Source organism: Allobosea lupini (assembly GCF_900109525.1).
GTDB classification, from domain to species: domain Bacteria; phylum Pseudomonadota; class Alphaproteobacteria; order Rhizobiales; family Beijerinckiaceae; genus Allobosea; species Allobosea lupini.
Genome location: NZ_FOAN01000004.1, coordinates 349,952 through 366,376, shown reverse-complemented (window position 1 = coordinate 366,376; position 16,425 = coordinate 349,952). Strand labels below are relative to the sequence as shown.

Sequence of the window (16,425 nt, the reverse complement as noted above, 5' to 3'; positions counted from 1 at the left end):
GAGCATCCCTGACAACGAGCCGGCAAGGCGCATTGCGAGGGATGGACCGCATGAACTGGGCGTACTGGAACCCCGTGAAGATCCGGTTCGGCAGCGGCCTCCTCGACGAGGTCGCCGGGCAGATCGGCGGGCGGCGCTGGGCCCTCGTCACCTATGACCAGCCGCTCTTCCGCGAATTCTCCGCCAGGCTGACCGCAGTGGTCGGCGCGCCGGTCGTCTCGATCACCAATATTGAGACCAATCCGGACTGCGCCGATCTCGCCGAATCCTGCCGCCAGTTCGGCGCGGCCGAGCCGGCCGAGGTCATCGTCGCGCTCGGCGGCGGCTCGATGATCGACGCCGCCAAGGTGCTGGCGGCCAGCGACGGCGACTTCGAGACAGTCCGCCGGCACCTGACCGAGAAGACGCCGCTCGACGGGGCCGCGATCATCCCGATCATCGCCGTGCCGACCACGGCCGGCACCGGCTCCGAGGTCACCTCCTGGGCGACGGTGTGGGATCAGGCCAATGGCAGCAAGTATTCGCTCGCACATCCCCGTCTCTATCCGGAGACGGCCGTGCTCGACCCCGCCTTGACGGTCGGCGCGCCGCGCGGCCTCACCCTGGCGACCGGGCTCGATGCCCTCTCCCACGCGCTGGAGAGCATCTGGAACGTCAACGGCAATCCGGTCTCGGCCAATTATGCGGTCGAGGCTGCCAGGGAGATCATCGAGACGCTGCCGCGCCTGCTGGAACGCCTTGGCGATATCGAGCTCCGGACCCGGCAGATGCGCGCCAGCCTGCTGGCGGGCCTCGCCTTCTCCAACACCAGGACGGCGCTCGCCCACAACATCTCCTACGACATCACCCTGAAGAGCGGCACGATCCACGGCATCGCCTGCTCCTTCTCGCTGCCCATGGTGATGCGCTGGGCGATGGGCGCGCAGCCGCAATGCGATGCGGCGCTGCGCCGTGTCTTCGGCCCCGATCTCGAGGCGGGGGCCGAGCGGCTCGGCGCCTTCCTGCGGGATCTCGGCGTTGCGACCGACCCTGCCGCCTATGGCGTCTCGGCCGGCGAATGGAACCGTCTCGTCGGCAAGGCGCTCGAAGGCGAGCGCGGCCGCAATTTCATCGGACGGCAGGCGGCCATGGCCGCCTGAGAGCACGCATCGGGCAACGACGCCCGCAACGGTTCGCCGGACGATCAAAAGATCGCCGGATCATCTCGGGAGGATGACATGACCACCACGCGTCGCACGATATTGAAGGGTTCGCTGGCTGCGGGATCGCTGCTGGCGGCACCGGCCCTGGTCCGAGCCCAGACCAAGCTGGTCCGGGTTGGGCTGATCCCGTCCGAGGATTCGCGAGCGATGCTGGAGTCGAGCGCCCAGCTTCTCGCCGCGCTCCAGAAGAATCTCGGGATCACCGTCCAGGGCTTCGTCGCCTCGGATTACAACGGCGTGATCGAGGCGATGCGCTCGAACCATGTCGACGTCGCCTATCTCGGCCCGTTCTCCTATGTGCTCGGCACCACCGTCGCGGCGATCGAGGCCTTCGCCACCGCCGAGACGGCCAAATCGAGCCGCAGCTTCTATCGCAGCCAGATCATTGCGCGGAAGGACAGCGGCATCAGCGACTGGAAGGGCCTGAAGGGGCGGACCTTCGCCTTCGTCGATCCGTCCTCGACCTCGGGCCATCTCTTTCCCAAGGCTGGGCTGATGAAGCTCGGCTTCGATCCCGACAAGGATTTCGGCCGGGTCCTCTTTACCGGCTCGCACGATGCCAATGCGCTCGCCGTCGCCAACAAGCGGGTCGATGCGGCGACGATCGCAGACCGCATCCTCGATGCTGCCGTCCAGAAGAAGCTGGTCGATCGCGCCGACCTCCAGGTCGTCTGGGAGTCGGACCCGATCCCGGAATCGCCGACCTGCTGGCGCAAGAATCTGCCGGAGGAGCTGAAGGCGAACATCAAATCGGCCTTCCTGAACATTCGCGACATCACCTGGGCCGACCAGGGCAAGCTCAACCGCTTCGTCGAGACGAACGACCAAGCCTACGACATCATTCGCGAGACCGCGAAGGTGCTGAAGCTCGATCTCACCAAGATGAAGTAGTCGCGCAAACGCGACCGGCGGAGGAAGCGGCATGATCAAGATCGAAGGACTGAAGAAGTCCTATGCGGGCCGCCCGGTCCTGCAGGGCATCGACCTCAGCGTCAAAGCCGGCGAGTTCCTCGTCGTGCTTGGCCCCAGCGGCGCCGGCAAGTCGACGCTGCTGCGCTGCATCAACGGACTGGCGCAGCCCGATGCGGGCCGGACCGTCATCGACGGCAAGGTGCTCGACCTCAAGCGCGGCGCCGCCGGCAAGCGGCCGGTGGCGATGATCTTCCAGCACCACAACCTGGTGAAGCGCCTGTCGGTGCTGAAGAACGTGCTGGTTGGCCGCATGGCGGGGCTGTCGTCCTTCCTCTCGATGCTGCAGCTCTTCCCGAAAGCCGATGTCGCGATCGCGATGGAGTGCCTGGCCCGGGTCGAGCTCGCCCAGAAGGCGAATTCGCGCGGCGACCAGCTCTCCGGCGGCGAGCAGCAGCGCGTCGGCATCGCCAGGGCCTTGGCCCAGCAGCCGGCGGTGATCCTCTGCGACGAGCCGGTGGCGAGCCTCGATCCCAAGACCTCGCGCGTCGTGCTCGGCTACCTCAAGGCGATCTGCAAGGAGGAGGGCATCGCGGTGATCTGCAACCTCCATCAGGTCGACTATGCCGTCGAGTTCGGCGAGCGCATCGTCGGCCTGAGCGGCGGCCGGGTGGTCTTCGACGACACGCCCGACCAGCTGACCTCGGAGATCGTCCACCAGATCTATCCCGGCCTTGAGGACCCCGGCATCGCCCGCGTACTCAAGCCTCGCCCGGCGAGCCACCCTGTGCTGGCGCCGATGATCGCCACCGCAACCGCCTGACGGGGAAGCAAGCCATGTCGTTCGGAACGCTGCAGCTCGTCCTTCGTCCCCCGCAAGGCCGCTTCGGCTGGTGGGGCGTCGGCTTCGTCACGCTCTGTGCTTTGGTCTTCCTGTGGTGGGCCGCGCTCGGCTCGCAGATCAACGCCAATAATCTCTGGAACGGCATCCCCTACATGGTGGACTTCCTCGTCCGGATGATGCCGCCCAACCCGGAATTCCTGGAGCGGCTCTGGCAGCCGGCTCTGGAAAGCCTGCAGGTCGCGGTCTGGGGGACGCTGCTCGGCGTCGTAATCGCCCTCCCGGTCTGCTTCTTCGCGGCGCGAAACCTGAGCCCGAGCCCGGTCGTCTTTCATGCGACACGGCAGCTGCTCAACTGCATGCGCGGCATCAACGAGATCATCCTGGCGCTGATCTTCGTCGCCGCCATCGGTCTCGGCCCCTTCGCCGGCGTGCTGGCGCTCGCCATCCATGGCGCCGGCATGCTCGGCAAGTTCTTCGCCGAGGCGATGGAGGATATCGACGAGGGGCCGCTGGAGGCGTTCCGCTCGGCCGGGGTCGGCCCGTTCAAGACCTTCTTCTTCGGCGTGCTGCCGCAGGTCCTGCCGGCCTGGCTCGGGACGATCTTCTACCGGCTGGAGACCAATGTCCGCCAGTCGACCGTGCTGGGCATGGTCGGCGCCGGCGGCATCGGCTTCGAGCTCGTCTCCTCGATGAAGCTGTTCAAGTACCAGGACACCGCGACCTGCATCCTCGTCATCCTCGCCATGGTCCTGATCGCCGACCTCGTCTCATCCCGCGTCAGGGCCCTGATCCGCTGATCGTATCGTCGAAGCCACGACGTCCCGGGCCTTGGCGCGAGGCCCGGGACGCGTCATCACAGGATTGGCCGGTCCTGAACCGGCTCAGGATTCGGGATTTGCGACATGCGGCTAGGCGTCATCGCCGACATCCATGGCAATCTGCCGGCGCTCGAAGCCGTGCTTGCCCGGCTGTCCAGGCTCTCCGTCGATCGCGTCGTCAATCTCGGCGACTGTGCCTCGGGCCCGCTCTGGCCGGCGGAGACCGTGCGGCTCCTGCGGGCGACCCCGATGAGCCATGTTCGCGGCAACCACGACAGGGCGCTCGGCGCGGCCTCGCCCGATGGCCTCGGCGCCTCCGACAGCTTCGCCTGGCGCGATCTCGACGCCGATGCCCGCGATTGGCTGGCCGGCCTGCCCTTCGAGCTCGAGGTCGGCGGGGCGCGCTGCCTCCATGCCAGCCCGAAGGACGACGACACCTATCTGCTCGACGCGATCGAAGGCGGACGCCTGGTCGCCGCCGCCCCGGGCGCGGTCGAGACGTTGCTCGGACCGACTCGTCCCGCCGTGGTCCTGTGCGGGCACAGCCATCAACCGCGCCTGCTTCGGCTCGATGACGGCACTGTCGTGGTCAATCCAGGCAGCGTCGGCAATCCCGCCTACAACGCCGACGAGCCCGGCATCCATGTCTCGGAGAGCGGCGCGCCGCATGCCCGCTTCGCCGTGGTGACGATGGCGGATTTCGTCGAGATCGAGCACCACGCGGTCGCCTATGACTGGGAGCATGCGGCAAGGCGGGCTGAAGGCAATGGCCGCGCCGACTGGGCCCATGCCTTGCGGACCGGGCGGGTTCTGCCGACATAAGTAGGGCCTGTGCCGCTGGTCACTGCGCCAGCTGGCTGCTGGAGCGTTCATAGACCGTTGCGCCTGTCTGCGCGTCGATGCCCTGCAGGCTGACCTCGTAGCCCCAGAGCCGCTGGACATGGCGCAGGGTCGCCTCGCAGCTGCCGCCATCCAGCACGATGCCGTCGCGGACCTTGTGCTGCAGGCGCAAGTGCCGCTGGCCGAGCAGGTCGACATCGACGACCTGGATGTCGGTGTTGTTCGTTCCGATGTCGTATCGCTGGGCCAAAGCGGCGCGGATCTTCCGATAGCCGCGCTCGTTGTGGATCGAAGCCACGCTGTAGAACGACTCGTTGGCCGCATCGGAGAGCAGGAACAATCGCCATTTCCGGATCAGGGCCGGGCTGAGGAACTGGCGGATGAAGGATTCGTCGCGGTGGTTGGCCCAGGCGTCGAGCAGGATCGTGCGCCAGTCGCCGCTGCCCGCGATCTCGGGGAACCAGTCGCGATCCTCCGCGGTCGGCTCGGTCGCGATGCGCTTGATGTCCTGCATCATGTCGAGGCCGAGCGCATAGGGGTTGATGCCGGAAAAGCGGGGATCGTCGAAGCCGGGCTGGAAGATGACGTTCGAATGGTTGCGCAGGATCTCCAGCATGGCGCCTTCGCCGATCCGGCCTTGATCGAACAGCGCGTTCATCACGGTGTAGTGCACGAAGGTGGCGCAGCCCTCGTTCATCACCTGCGTCTGCCGCTGCGGATAGAAATACTGCGCGATGACGCGGACGATCCTGAGGACCTCGCGCTGCCAGGGCTCGAGGATCAGGCTGGTCTTCTCAAGGAAATAGAGCAGGTTCTCCTCGGGCAGGTTGAGCGCCTTCTTCCGCTCGGCGATCAGGTCTGCATTTTCCGCTGCCGCCGCCTTGCTGCCATCCGCCTGGCGCGGGAGCGTCCGCCAGAGGTCGTTATAGGAGCGTTCCTCATATTCCAGCCGTTCGCGCAGGCCCTCGCGCTGCTTCTCGGAGGAAAGTCTCGGCGGGCGGCGATAGCGGAACACGCCCTGGTCCATCAGCGCGTGGGCGGCGTCGAGAATGGCCTCCACGGCTGCGACGCCGTGCTTCTCCTCGCAGCGGGTGATGTAGCTCTTGGCGAAATCGAGATAGCCCAGGATCGCGTCGGCGTCGGTCCACTGCCGGAACAGATAGTTGTTCTTGAAGAAATGGTTGTGCCCGAAGGCCGCATGCGCCGTCACCAGCGCCTGCAGGGCCATGGTGTTCTCTTCCATCAGATAGACGATGCAGGGGTCGGAATTGATGACGATCTCATAGGCCAGGCCGCGGCCGCCCTTGCGGTAGTGCAGCTCGTGATGGAGGAAGTGTTTGCCGAACGACCAGTGGCGATACATCAGGGGCATGCCGATCGAGGAATAGGCGTCGAGCATCTGCTCGGAGGAGATCACCTCCATCTGCACCGGGTAGATGTCGAGCCGCAGCTCCTCCTTCGCCACCGCTTCGATGACGTCATAGGCATGCGACAAGGTTCCGAAATTCCAGTCCGAGCCGGTAAACAGCAGATCGGGTCGGTGCGCGTGCCTGGGCATCGGCGCGTCCTTCAGTTGCGCGGCCGCGCCGGCTGCCGGGTGAAGAGCTGGCGGAAGACCGGGTAGATGTCGGCAGCCTTGGCGATGCGGGTCGTGTCGAAATTCGGCCAGCGTTCCTTGATCTTGAGATAGGCGCGCCAGAGCGAGGTGCCGTTGTCGGTCGAACCGAAGATCTCGCTCTCGCGTTCGTCGATGATCTCGACATAGGCGAAATACTGGCACAGACGCATGATCTCGCCGTCGAGCAGGCGTAGGCATCGCTCGGAATCACTGGCGAAATTGTCGCCGTCCGAAGCCTGCGCGACGTAGATGTTCCAGTCCTTGCTGGGGTAGCGCTGCGCGATGACGCGCTGCATCTCCTCCAGCGCGGTCGAGACGACGGTGCCGCCGCTCTGCGTGCTCAGGAAGAAGGTATCCTCGTCGACTTCCTGCGCCGTGTGGGTATGGCGGATGAAGACGATCTCGGTGCGGTCGTAGCGCCGCTTCAGGAACAGGTGGAGCAGCACGAAGAAGCGCTTGGCGAGGTCCTTCTCGCGCTCGCCCATCGAACCGGAGACATCCATCAGGCAGAACATCACCGCGTTGGCGTTCGGCAGGGGCTGCGCCTCGAAGCGGTTGAAACGGATGTCGACGGGGTCGATGAAGGCGATCACCCGGCGCCGGCGTTCCAGCCGGTCGATCTCGGCGCGCAGGGCCGCGGCCTTGGCGCCCACCGCATCCGTGCCCTCGGCCTCGATTCGCGCCAGTTCGGCGAGAATCGCCTCGACCTCTGCGCGCTTGGGCCTTTGCAGTGCGATGCGCCGGCCATGGCTGTTGCGCATGGTGCGGCCGACATTGATGTTGGTCGGCGAACCGCCGGTGGAGAAGCCGGCCCGCCGCGGCTTGGCGGCCATGATCTCCTTCAGGGCGAGCTTGACCATGTCGGGCAGCTCGAGATCCTCGAAGAACAGGTCGAGCACCTCCTCGCGCGACAGCACGAAGCGGAAGTCGTCCTCTGAATCCTGCAGGCCGGGCGACGAGCCCGCTCCGCTGCCTTGGCCCGGCTTCGGCATTCTGTCGCCTGGCGAGAACTGCTTGTTCCCGGGCAGGACATGCTGGCGCCGGCCGCTGTTCCTCGCGTCGCGGAAGCTCGGTTCGCTCGTGCCCTTCGCCGGGATCGAGACGGCATGCTCTCCGTCCGCATCGGCGATCTTGCCGGAGCGGATCTGCTCCTGGACGCTGCGCTTCAGCTCCGCCCGCACGCGATGCAGAAAGCGCTGGCGGTTGCCCAGGCTCTTGTCCTTCGGGTTCAGGCGGCGATCGATGAAGATCGGCATGGCAGGCTCCGGCCGGCATTCTGATTTTGCATCGGCATGGTCCGAAAACCGCACCCCACTTTTCGGGCCGATGCTCTAGCCCGCCTTGTTGACGCGCATGTACCAGTCCACCAGGCGCCGGACCTGGCGTTCGGTATAACCACGTTCGACCATGCGCTGCACGAAGCCGTGATGGCGCTTCTCGGTCACGCTGTCCTGCTTCGAGCCGAAGCTGATCACCGGCAGCAGGTCCTCGACCTGGCCGAACATCCGCTTCTCGATCACCTCGCGCAGTTTCTCATAGCTGGTCCAGGACGGGTTGCGGCCGTTGTTCCTGGCCCTGGCGCGCAAGGTGAACTTCACGACTTCGTTGCGGAAGTCCTTGGGATTGGCGATGCCGGCCGGCTTCTCGATCTGCGACAATTCGTTGTCGAGGACCTGCCGGTTGAGGATCTGGCCGGTGTCGGGATCCTTGTAGTCCTGGTCCTCGACCCAGGCGTCGGCATAGGCGATGTAGCGGTCGAACAGGTTCTGGCCGTATTCGCCGTAGGATTCGAGATAGGCCTTCTGGATCTCGTGGCCGATGAACTCGGCATAGCGCGTCGCCAGCTCCGACTTGATGAAGTCGAGATAGGCCGCTTCCGTCTCCTTCGGGAACTGCTCGCGCTTGATCGCCCCCTCGAGGATGTACATGAGGTGCACCGGGTCGGCGGCGAGCTCCTCGGTGTCGTAGTTGAAGGTCTGCGACAGGATCTTGAAGGCGAAGCGCGTGCTGACGCCGGTCATGCCCTCGTCGACCCCGGCGGCGTCGCGATACTCCTGGATCGCCTTGGCCTTGGGCTCGACCTCCTTCAGGTTCTCGCCGTCATAGACGCGCATCTTGGTGTAGAGCGGCGAATTCTCGAACTCGCTGAGCCGGGTCGAGACCGAGAAGCGGCTGAGCAGGTCGAGCACCTCCGGCGCGCAGGGGCTGCCGGCGAGCTCGCTCTCGCGCAGCAGCTTCTCGTAGATCTGCCGCTCCTCGGTGACGCGCAGGCAATAGGGGACCTTGACCACCAGGATGCGGTCGAGAAAGGCCTCGTTGTTCTTGTTGTTCTTGAATTGAAGCCATTCCGACTCGTTGGAATGGGCCAGCACGATGCCCTGATAGGGGAAGGCGCCGAAATTCTCGGTGCCGTTGTAGCTGCCCTCCTGCGTCGCGGTCAGCAGCGGGTGCAGCACCTTGATCGGCGCCTTGAACATCTCGACGAATTCGAGCAGGCCCTGCGTCGTCCGGTTCAGCCCGCCGCTATAGGAATAGGCGTCCGGGTCCGACTGGCTGAAGTTCTCGAGCTGGCGGATGTCGACCTTGCCGACGAGGGTCGAGACGTCCTGGTTGTTCTCGTCGCCCGGCTCGGTCTTGGCGATGCCGATCTGGCGCAGGCGCGAGGGCGTCAGCTTGACGACGCGGAACTTGGCGATGTCGCCCGAGATCTCGTCGAGCCGCTTCGATGCCCAGGGTGAGATCAGGCCGGTCAGGCGCCGCCGGGCGATGCCGTATTTGTCTTCGAAGAGATCGCCCATGCGGTCGGGCCGGAACAGGCCCAACGGCGATTCGAACACCGGGCTGATCTGGTCGCCGATCTTGAGCGTGTAGAAGGGACGCTCCTCCATCAGCTTTTTCAGCCGCTCGGCGAGCGAGGATTTGCCGCCCCCGACGGGGCCGAGCAAATAAAGGATCTGCTTGCGCTCCTCCAGGCCCTGCGAGGCGTAGCGGAAATAGCCGGCGATCCGCTCGATCGTATCCTCCATGCCGAAAAAATCGGCGAAGGAGGGGTAAATCTTGATCGTCCGGTTGGAGAAGATCCGACCCAGGCGCTCGTCCTGGCTGGTGTCGAACAGCTTCGGCTTGCCGATCGCTTCGAGCATGCGCTCGGCGGCGGACGCGTACATCGATTGGTCTTCGCGACAAGCGAGCAGATATTCCTGCAGGCTCATCTCTTCCTGAGAATAGCTTCGATAATCCTCGGAAAATAAGCGGAAGACCTCGCCGTCTCGTTCCATCGTGGTAGCCCTCCAGCGCAAGCCGGCTTTGCCGACAATGCCCCTGAACAATCAACCGCAGATAGACTTGCAAGTTCCTGGCCGATAAGGGGCGCCTTGACGGCCGCCGGGCATCTGGGCCCTGCCCCTAACGCTGACGCGACCCATCCTCAACTCACCTCTTCGCGTCCACGCCAGAGATGGGCGCCAGCCTGCGCGCCTATGATCTCATGTGGGGAGGCTGAGCGGGATCGCCAAGAGGGATCGCGCAGATGGGAAGTCGGAGTATCCCTGCGGCATGAACGCAGCTTCCGATCGACCATGCGTGGCGCTAGATTGCGGCGATGAGCGCAGCGCCGCAGACCGATACTCAGGACGCCGCTCCGGGCCACCGCCCGGGCCTCTGGCTGCTCGCCGGCGGCTTCGGGCTGCTGTTGGCGGCCGGCCTGCTGCTCTGGTGGCGTGAAGGCGATCGGCTGTTCACCGACGGGCTGATCGCCGCGCTCCTTGCCTGCTTCTGAGCGGCGTTCCACTCGCCTTCGAGGGTCTTCCCGTGAACCGCCGCCTGCTCCTGCCCCTGCTGGTCTTCCTGCTTGGCGCCGCCGCGCTCGCCGCTGCCGCCTTCGTCACCTTCGCTCCGGCCTCGCGCCAGAGCGGGCAGAGCCTGGCGTCCAGCGTCGGCGGGCCGTTCACCCTCACCACCGCCGAAGGCAAGACCCTGACCGACAAGGACCTGCGCGGCGCGCCCTTCCTGGTCTTCTTCGGCTTCACCCATTGCCCCGATATCTGCCCGACCAAGCTGTTCGAGATCTCGGAGGTTCTGCGCGCGGCTGGGACCAAGGGCGAGAAGCTCAAGGCGCTCTTCGTCACCGTCGATCCCGAGCGCGACACCGCCGAGACGATGAAGAGCTATCTCGGCTCATTCGACCCGCGCATCATCGGGCTGACCGGCGAGCGCGCCGCGATCGACGCCGCGGTCAAGGCCTATCGCGCCTATGCCCGCAAGGTGCCGCTCAAGGACGGCGACTACACCATGGACCACACCGCTCTGGTCTATCTGATGGATAAGAACGGCGGCTTCGTCGGCGCCTTCAATATCGAGCGCCCGCCGGCAGAGGCGGCGCAGGAGTGGCTGCGGCATCTGTGAGTTCGCCAGGCCTGGCTGCTCGGCCGCTGGACGTGGGGCCACGATAGCGGGACGAGCGCGCCAGCCCATGCGCCGTCTTGTGCCAGCCGAAGCGGTCGTCGACATAGTCGTAGAGCGCCAGCCAGCCGGCGAGCGAGGTCACGAGATGGTAGAGCGGGAGAAGCCAGAGGCGGCGCCATAGATCGGGAGCGCCGCGCCGCTTGGCGCCGAGTGCTGGGACCAGGAACATCGTCAGGAGGCCGCAGCCGGCAAGGCCGAGCGATAGCGCCGAAAAGCACATTTCCAAAGGCGTGCTCGGCGACAGCAGCGAACCGCGCAGTATTGCGGCCCCTGTCATCACGACGAGGAACGGCAGGAGCAGCGTTCCCAGCAGGGTACCCAGCGTCAGCACCAGGAACGTCAGGGTCGCGCCGACCCCGGCTTCGCGAACCAACCGGTCTGGCCGCTGCATATGGCTGATCAGCGTCTGCAGATAGCCCTTCAGCCAGCGCCGGCGCTGTTTCAGCCAGGCCCGGAGATCGCGCGGCGCCTCTTCCAGCGTATGGCTGGGCAGGTCGGCCATGTAGCCGCCCGAGCGCACGAGCCGGAAGCCGATATCCGCGTCTTCCGTCACATTCCAGGGGTCCCAGCCTCCGACGCGCCGCAGTGCCTGCGTGCGGAAATGGTTCGATGTGCCGCCGAGCATGATCGGCAGTCCGGCGGCGAGCAGGCCGGGATTCAGCACGTCGAAGAGCCCGGCATATTCCAGGGCGAAGCAGCCGCTGAGCCAACTGTCTTCGGGATTGTCGATAACCAGATGGGCCTGCAGGCAGACGAGGTCGTCATCGGAGCGCAGGAAGCGCGCGGCGGCCAGGCGCAGCTGCCGCGGGTCGGGAATGTCCTCGGCGTCGAAGATGGCGAACAACTCGCCGCGCGCTTCGGCCAGGGCGATGTTGAGGGCGCGCGGCTTGGTCTGCGGCTGGCCGCGCGGCACGATCGTGACCTGCATGAAGGCCGGCAGCGTGCGGGTTGCGAGTGCGCGCCGCAGGTTCCAGTCGATCTCCTCGACTAGGATGTGGATGTCCAGCTTGGTGGCGGGGTAGTCGAGCGCCGCGAGCGCCTGGATGAGCTGGTCGAGAACCGCCTCCTCACCGAAGATGGGCACGGCGACGGTATAGACCGGCAGGCGGCTGTCATCGATCTGCCAGCGATGGTCGCGCCACAGATCGGCCGCCGGCTTCTCGGCCAGGGCCGCGAAGCGCAGGATCACGGCGCCGAAGAACAAGGGGCCGAGCATGAGGCCGAGGCCGGTCAAGGTCGCGAGAGGCGCCAGCGTGCCGAACCAGGACAGAAGCCCGACCATAAGGCAAGCAAGGCCTTTCTGCAGCCAGCTGCTTCCGGTGCGTGCGCTGAACCGCCTTAGCCCGGCCTCGTCCAGCCAGGCCGCCGCGCGCGTGATGGGTCCGGCGTTCGTCCGCCGCAGCTCGGCTGCCAGCGCCGCGGGGGGCAGCACGACGATATCCTCGCGAGCCCGGGCCCCGGCCGACAAGAAGCGTCGCAAGGCCGGGCCCGGTGGGGGCGCGGCCGCGAAGCGCAGGGGGCTTTCCGGGCGGACACGCGTGGCGGCCAGGCCCTCGCGCAGGATAGCCGCGACGTCGCCGCCCCGCTGCAAGGGCGGCGCGTGCGGCTGGAAGCGCAGGTCGAGCTCGGCAGCCAGCGCCCGGTAGAACTCCTCTTCCTCGACAAGGCCGGAGGCGATGACCTGACGGCTCGGTGACACGCCGATCCGCTCCGCGAGCCGGGCGGCCTCCCGCAATTCTGCGGGCGGCACGCCATGATCGGCGAGGAAGGCGATCTCGGCAGGCAGGCCGAGCATACGCACCGCGCTAGCGTCGGCGCGCGGCCAAGCTAAGGCTTCCATCCCCATCCCCCAGGGGTCGCAGTTGAGCGCTCCCGCAGCCGGCAGCAACTTATGGTTGCTTAACGATAGGTCGGAGTCGAGTCGGGCGGGAGAGGCCGGCGTATTGTCCCCTTCGACAAGGCGGCGCCGTCAGCGCCGGGGCGGGACGAAATAGCCACCTCAGATCATTTGCATACAAATGAGGCGAGCCTGCCGTTTCCCGCAGCAGTGATCGAACTGCCGCCGATCCGCGAGTCTGGAGCGGCTTGGCCTGTGCGCGATGCCGAGCCGCGATAGAACCTGTGGTCTATCCAACTCTTTCATTTCTCGGCGAATCTGCGCGGCGCGGCAGCGCTCGAGTGCCATTTCACTTCGCGGTTGCGAACGAGATCGGGCGCGATAGTCTCGCTCCCGGCTGCCGTCGGCAGTTTGCAAATGGTCGATCTCAAATCGCTTGACAAGCTTGAAATCCGTTGAGATCGTTGTTTGCATACAAATGAAATTTGGATGTGAATGTCCGGCTGCTGCAACGATAACGATCGGCGGCCAGCCATAATGGGAGAGTGACATGACCGCTTGGCTTGGCCTGACTCCGTTCAATCGTCTCGCGGCCGTCGCCGCTGCGGCCGTGCTCTCCCTGCAGGCGCCGGCACGCGCCGAGGAGATCTCGGTCACCCAATGGGGTGCGAGCCTCTATGGCGGGCCTTATGCGGTGGCGATGGAGAAGGGCCTGTTCAAGCAGGCCGGCATCGACATCACCGGCATCATCGGCTCGGGCGGCGGCGGCACCACCGTGCGCAACATCCTTGCCAGCGCGACTCCCTATGGTGAGGTCGCCGTCTCCGCCGCGCTTGCCGCCAAGGCGCAGGGGCTCGACCTGATCATCGTCAACACCGGCACGCGCAGCGTTGCCGAGGCCTCGATGGTCGTGATGCCGAACTCCGAGCTCAAGGGCGTCGAGGACCTCGCGGGCAAGAAGGTCGCGATCACCTCGCCGAAATCCGTCTCCGAGATGCTCCTCCTGATGGTGCTGCGCGAGAAGGGCGTCGACCAGAGCAAAGTCCAGCGCGTCGCTGCCGGCGGCTATGTCCCGGCGCTGACCATGCTCGAGCAGAACGCCGTCGTCGGCTCGGTGCTGATCGAGCCGCTCTCGATCATCCGCAAGGACAAGTACCGCACGCTCTACAAGGCCGGCGACGTCCTGAAGCCGATGACCACCTCGGTCGGCATCACCACGCGCAAATACGCGCAGGAAAACCCGGAGAAGCTCAAGGCGATCATCGCCGGCCGCCGCGCCGGCGTGCAGGCGATCTACAAGGACCCGGCCGAAACCGCCAAGATCATCGAGAAGCTCTACAAGCTCGACGCGCCGATCGCCAAGGAAGCCGTCGACAACATGATCCCGCCGAAGATGTGGAGCGAGGGCGAGTTCAACGTCGAGGAGCTCAACCGCATGGTCGAGGGCCTGAAGCTGATCGGCGAGGTCAAGAGCGACGTCGACTGGGCGACCGTGCTCGACAAATCGTATCTGCCCGCCGACCTCCAGGCGAAGCAATGAGCGCGGCATCGGGGGCCAAGGTCGTGCCGCTCGCGCCCCATGCTGCCGCCGCCCCGGCCCATGCCAGGCTGCGCGGCGTCACCCGCGTCTTCGATCTCCCGAAATCGACCCTGCATGCGCTCGGCCCGGTCGATCTCGATCTGGCCAAGGGCGAGTTCTTCTCGGTGGTCGGCCCGTCCGGCTGCGGCAAGTCGACCCTGCTCGACATCCTCGCCGGCCTCAGCGCCCCGCAAGCCGGCACGGCCGAGTTCGAAGGCAAGCCCATCCAGGGCGTGCCCGACGGCGTCGGCGTCGTCTTCCAGGAGGACGCCTCCTTCCCCTGGCTCAATGTCCGCGACAATGTCGCCTTCGGCCTGCGCCGGGCCGGCGTCGATCCGGCCGAGATCAACCGCCGCGTCGACTACGCCGTCGGCTTCATGGGGCTGAAGGACTTTGCCGCCTCCTATCCGGCGCAGCTCTCCGGAGGCATGCGCCAGCGTGTCTGCATCGCCCGCACCTTAGTGCTGCAACCGCGCCTGATCCTGCTCGACGAGCCCTTCGGCGCGCTCGATCAGCAGACCCGCCTGCTGATGGGCGACGAATTGCTGCGGCTCTGGCGCGAGACCTCCGCCACCGTGCTGCTCATCACCCACGCGCTCGACGAAGCGGCGATGCTGTCGGACCGCGTTGGGGTGATGTCGACCAGGCCCGGCACCTTCATCGATTTCGTCGAGACTGGCTGGGAGCGGGACCGCGACAGCCGCGTCGTCTCGACCCCGCATTTCGGCGACATCACCGCCCGCCTCTGGGAAAAGCTCCGGATCGAGGCCTTGAAGATCATGTCGGCCGGGAAGGCCTGAGCCATGTCCGAGAAATGGCTGCGCGTTGCGGTCGTCACCGCGATGATCCTGCTGGTCGAGGCGCTCTGCCGCATCGGCATCATCCCGCGCATGGTGATGATCGCCCCATCCGACATGGTGGTCGAGCTCGGCAGGATCCTCGCCTCCGGGCAGTTCTCGGCCGATATCCGCATCACCTTCACCAATATCGCGATCTCGACCGTGCTCTCGGTTCTGCTCGGCTTCGCCGCCGGCGTGGTGATCTATTCGCTGCCGGGCCTGCGCAATGCGATCGAGCCGCTGCTGGCGAGCTATTACGCCGTCCCGACCTTCGTCTTCTATCCGATCTTCATCACCCTGTTCGGCGTCGGCTCGGCCTCGATCATCGCGATCGCAGTGCTGCTAGCCATCGTCTCGATGGTGACTGCGACCCTGAACGGGCTCGACCGCATCCCGCGCGTGCTGCGCAAGACCGGCCAGATCTACCGGATGTCGCGGATCAAGACCGCGCTCCTGATCGAATTGCCGGCTGCGACGCCCTATCTCTTCACCGGGGTGAAGCTCTCGGTCGCCTATTCCTTCATCGGCGTGATCGCCTCGGAGTTCATCCTGTCGGGCGCCGGTGTGGGCTATGCCATCGCCTATGCCTACAACCTGTTCGAGAACGGGCACATGTACGCGCTGATGCTGCTCGTCCTCATCGTCGTCACCGTGGTCAACACCTTCCTCAATGTGATCGACCGGCGCCTCCAGGCGCGCAGGCAGAGGTGATGCCGATGCCAAGCCTTGCAACTGCTCTCATGCCACGCTCCGCCGGGACGCTCGTCGTCCTCCTCGCTCTCCTCGTCCTCTGGCAGGGCCTGCATCTCCTGGTCGGCGCCTCCTCGCTGGCCTCGCCGGCGGCGACGGTCGCGAAGCTCGCGTCCCTGCTCGTGACCGGCGAGTTCTGGCTCAACATCTCCGAGACCATGCGGGCCTTCGTCGCCGCCTTCGCGATCTCGCTCTTCGGCGGCATCGCGCTCGGCATCGTGCTCGGGGTGCGCAAGCTCGCCGGCAATGTCGCCGAGCCGATCCTGACGACGCTCTACTCGATCCCCAAGGTCGTCCTATACCCGCTGGTGCTGCTCTGCTTCGGCCTCGGCATCTCCGCCAAGATCGCCTTCGGCGTGATGCATGGGCTGATTCCGATCACGCTGTTCTCGATGAATGCGATTCGCCAGATGAAGCCGGTCTATCGCCGGACCTCGCAGGTGATGCGGCTCTCGCCCGTGCAGAACGCCTTCACCGTGATCATGCCGGCGATCCTGCCCGAGATCATCTCGGGCGTTCGGCTCGGCTTCTCGCTGACACTGCTCGGCGTGCTGATCGGCGAGATGTTCGCCTCGCAGCGCGGCCTCGGCTTCCTGCTGACCAGCGCGATCAATCTCGGCCAGATCGACACGATCATGGCGATCGCCCTGCTGCTGACCGTCTTCGCGGTGACCTGCAATGCGCTGATGATGCGCTTCGACCGGCGGCTGACGCACCGCTAGGGC

At 65.9% G+C, this 16,425-nt stretch carries 15 protein-coding genes; 11 read left to right on the top strand and 4 right to left on the bottom strand.

The features are described 5' to 3' along the window. Positions 1 to 50 precede the first annotated feature (50 nt). From psrA to BMZ21_RS14355, 5 genes are all read left to right on the top strand, one after another. Positions 51 to 1,139 carry an iron-containing alcohol dehydrogenase PsrA gene (psrA, locus tag BMZ21_RS14375; RefSeq protein WP_091836067.1) on the top strand — a complete coding sequence of 363 codons (1,089 nt, stop codon included), beginning with the start codon at positions 51 to 53 and terminating at the stop codon, positions 1,137 to 1,139. Between the two features lie 78 nt (positions 1,140 to 1,217). Next, on the top strand, positions 1,218 to 2,093 hold the full coding sequence (locus BMZ21_RS14370) for a phosphate/phosphite/phosphonate ABC transporter substrate-binding protein (protein ID WP_091835416.1): 876 nt from the start codon (positions 1,218 to 1,220) through the stop codon (positions 2,091 to 2,093). 31 nt (positions 2,094 to 2,124) lie between these two features. After that, positions 2,125 to 2,934, top strand: a complete 810-nt coding sequence (phnC, locus tag BMZ21_RS14365; RefSeq protein ID WP_091835413.1) for a phosphonate ABC transporter ATP-binding protein — start codon at positions 2,125 to 2,127, stop codon at positions 2,932 to 2,934. A 14-nt stretch (positions 2,935 to 2,948) separates the two neighbouring features. Further along, positions 2,949 to 3,752 carry a phosphonate ABC transporter, permease protein PhnE gene (phnE, locus tag BMZ21_RS14360; RefSeq protein ID WP_091835409.1) on the top strand — a complete coding sequence of 268 codons (804 nt, stop codon included), beginning with the start codon at positions 2,949 to 2,951 and terminating at the stop codon, positions 3,750 to 3,752. Between the two features lie 105 nt (positions 3,753 to 3,857). Continuing rightward, the gene (locus BMZ21_RS14355) at positions 3,858 to 4,595 is read left to right on the top strand and encodes a metallophosphoesterase family protein (protein ID WP_091835406.1); all 738 of its coding nucleotides are present in this window, start codon (positions 3,858 to 3,860) and stop codon (positions 4,593 to 4,595) included. A 19-nt stretch (positions 4,596 to 4,614) separates the two neighbouring features. On the opposite strand, the gene BMZ21_RS14350 is transcribed toward BMZ21_RS14355, so the two are convergent. The 3 genes from BMZ21_RS14350 to BMZ21_RS14340 form a co-directional block, all read right to left on the bottom strand. Further along, complete coding sequence (locus BMZ21_RS14350) at positions 4,615 to 6,171, bottom strand: SpoVR family protein (protein ID WP_091835404.1); 1,557 nt, start codon at positions 6,169 to 6,171, stop codon at positions 4,615 to 4,617. Positions 6,172 to 6,182: 11 nt separating this feature from the next. Continuing rightward, positions 6,183 to 7,487, bottom strand: coding sequence for a YeaH/YhbH family protein (locus tag BMZ21_RS14345; protein WP_091835402.1), 1,305 nt, complete (start codon positions 7,485 to 7,487; stop codon positions 6,183 to 6,185). Between the two features lie 75 nt (positions 7,488 to 7,562). Then, positions 7,563 to 9,509: a PrkA family serine protein kinase gene (locus tag BMZ21_RS14340; RefSeq protein ID WP_091835400.1), complete on the bottom strand. Its 1,947-nt coding sequence runs from the start codon at positions 9,507 to 9,509 to the stop codon at positions 7,563 to 7,565. 323 nt (positions 9,510 to 9,832) lie between these two features. Here BMZ21_RS14340 and BMZ21_RS30370 point away from each other — a divergent pair, with 323 nt between their 5' ends. Together BMZ21_RS30370 and BMZ21_RS14335 are read left to right on the top strand one after the other, a co-directional pair. Further along, positions 9,833 to 10,009 carry a hypothetical protein gene (locus tag BMZ21_RS30370; protein ID WP_158673287.1) on the top strand — a complete coding sequence of 59 codons (177 nt, stop codon included), beginning with the start codon at positions 9,833 to 9,835 and terminating at the stop codon, positions 10,007 to 10,009. 32 nt (positions 10,010 to 10,041) lie between these two features. Beyond that, positions 10,042 to 10,635, top strand: a complete 594-nt coding sequence (locus tag BMZ21_RS14335) for an SCO family protein (RefSeq protein ID WP_091835397.1) — start codon at positions 10,042 to 10,044, stop codon at positions 10,633 to 10,635. Here BMZ21_RS14335 and BMZ21_RS14330 read toward each other — a convergent pair. Then, entirely contained in the window at positions 10,580 to 12,535 is a 1,956-nt protein-coding gene (locus BMZ21_RS14330; protein ID WP_167561640.1) for a glycosyltransferase, read from the bottom strand. The genes BMZ21_RS14335 and BMZ21_RS14330 overlap by 56 nt on opposite strands. Positions 12,536 to 13,082: 547 nt before the next feature. Here BMZ21_RS14330 and BMZ21_RS14325 point away from each other — a divergent pair. Genes BMZ21_RS14325 through BMZ21_RS14310 form a run of 4 tightly spaced genes read left to right on the top strand, consistent with a single transcriptional unit; the run spans position 13,083 to position 16,422 of the window. Next, entirely contained in the window at positions 13,083 to 14,072 is a 990-nt protein-coding gene (locus BMZ21_RS14325; RefSeq protein WP_091835391.1) for an ABC transporter substrate-binding protein, read from the top strand. Beyond that, positions 14,069 to 14,911 (top strand): ABC transporter ATP-binding protein, encoded by an 843-nt coding sequence (locus tag BMZ21_RS14320; RefSeq protein ID WP_091835387.1) that lies wholly within the window; start codon positions 14,069 to 14,071, stop codon positions 14,909 to 14,911. The genes BMZ21_RS14325 and BMZ21_RS14320 overlap by 4 nt, the downstream gene beginning before the upstream one ends. 3 nt (positions 14,912 to 14,914) lie before the next feature. Beyond that, a complete protein-coding gene (locus BMZ21_RS14315; protein WP_091835383.1) occupies positions 14,915 to 15,661 on the top strand; it encodes an ABC transporter permease in 747 nt (248 codons plus the stop codon). 29 nt (positions 15,662 to 15,690) lie between these two features. After that, positions 15,691 to 16,422 (top strand): ABC transporter permease, encoded by a 732-nt coding sequence (locus BMZ21_RS14310; RefSeq protein ID WP_091835380.1) that lies wholly within the window; start codon positions 15,691 to 15,693, stop codon positions 16,420 to 16,422. Positions 16,423 to 16,425: the final 3 nt, after the last annotated feature.

Coding starts and splice junctions, on each gene's coding strand:
- BMZ21_RS30370 (WP_158673287.1), top strand. CDS start 9,833: ATGAGCGCAGCGCCGCAGACCGATACTCAGGACGCCGCTCCGGGCCAC.
- BMZ21_RS14330 (WP_167561640.1), bottom strand. CDS start 12,535: ATGGAAGCCTTAGCTTGGCCGCGCGCCGACGCTAGCGCGGTGCGTATG.
- BMZ21_RS14340 (WP_091835400.1), bottom strand. CDS start 9,509: ATGGAACGAGACGGCGAGGTCTTCCGCTTATTTTCCGAGGATTATCGA.
- phnC (WP_091835413.1), top strand. CDS start 2,125: ATGATCAAGATCGAAGGACTGAAGAAGTCCTATGCGGGCCGCCCGGTC.
- psrA (WP_091836067.1), top strand. CDS start 51: ATGAACTGGGCGTACTGGAACCCCGTGAAGATCCGGTTCGGCAGCGGC.
- BMZ21_RS14350 (WP_091835404.1), bottom strand. CDS start 6,171: ATGCCCAGGCACGCGCACCGACCCGATCTGCTGTTTACCGGCTCGGAC.
- BMZ21_RS14355 (WP_091835406.1), top strand. CDS start 3,858: ATGCGGCTAGGCGTCATCGCCGACATCCATGGCAATCTGCCGGCGCTC.
- BMZ21_RS14325 (WP_091835391.1), top strand. CDS start 13,083: ATGACCGCTTGGCTTGGCCTGACTCCGTTCAATCGTCTCGCGGCCGTC.
- BMZ21_RS14320 (WP_091835387.1), top strand. CDS start 14,069: ATGAGCGCGGCATCGGGGGCCAAGGTCGTGCCGCTCGCGCCCCATGCT.
- phnE (WP_091835409.1), top strand. CDS start 2,949: ATGTCGTTCGGAACGCTGCAGCTCGTCCTTCGTCCCCCGCAAGGCCGC.
- BMZ21_RS14345 (WP_091835402.1), bottom strand. CDS start 7,487: ATGCCGATCTTCATCGATCGCCGCCTGAACCCGAAGGACAAGAGCCTG.
- BMZ21_RS14370 (WP_091835416.1), top strand. CDS start 1,218: ATGACCACCACGCGTCGCACGATATTGAAGGGTTCGCTGGCTGCGGGA.
- BMZ21_RS14310 (WP_091835380.1), top strand. CDS start 15,691: ATGCCACGCTCCGCCGGGACGCTCGTCGTCCTCCTCGCTCTCCTCGTC.
- BMZ21_RS14315 (WP_091835383.1), top strand. CDS start 14,915: ATGTCCGAGAAATGGCTGCGCGTTGCGGTCGTCACCGCGATGATCCTG.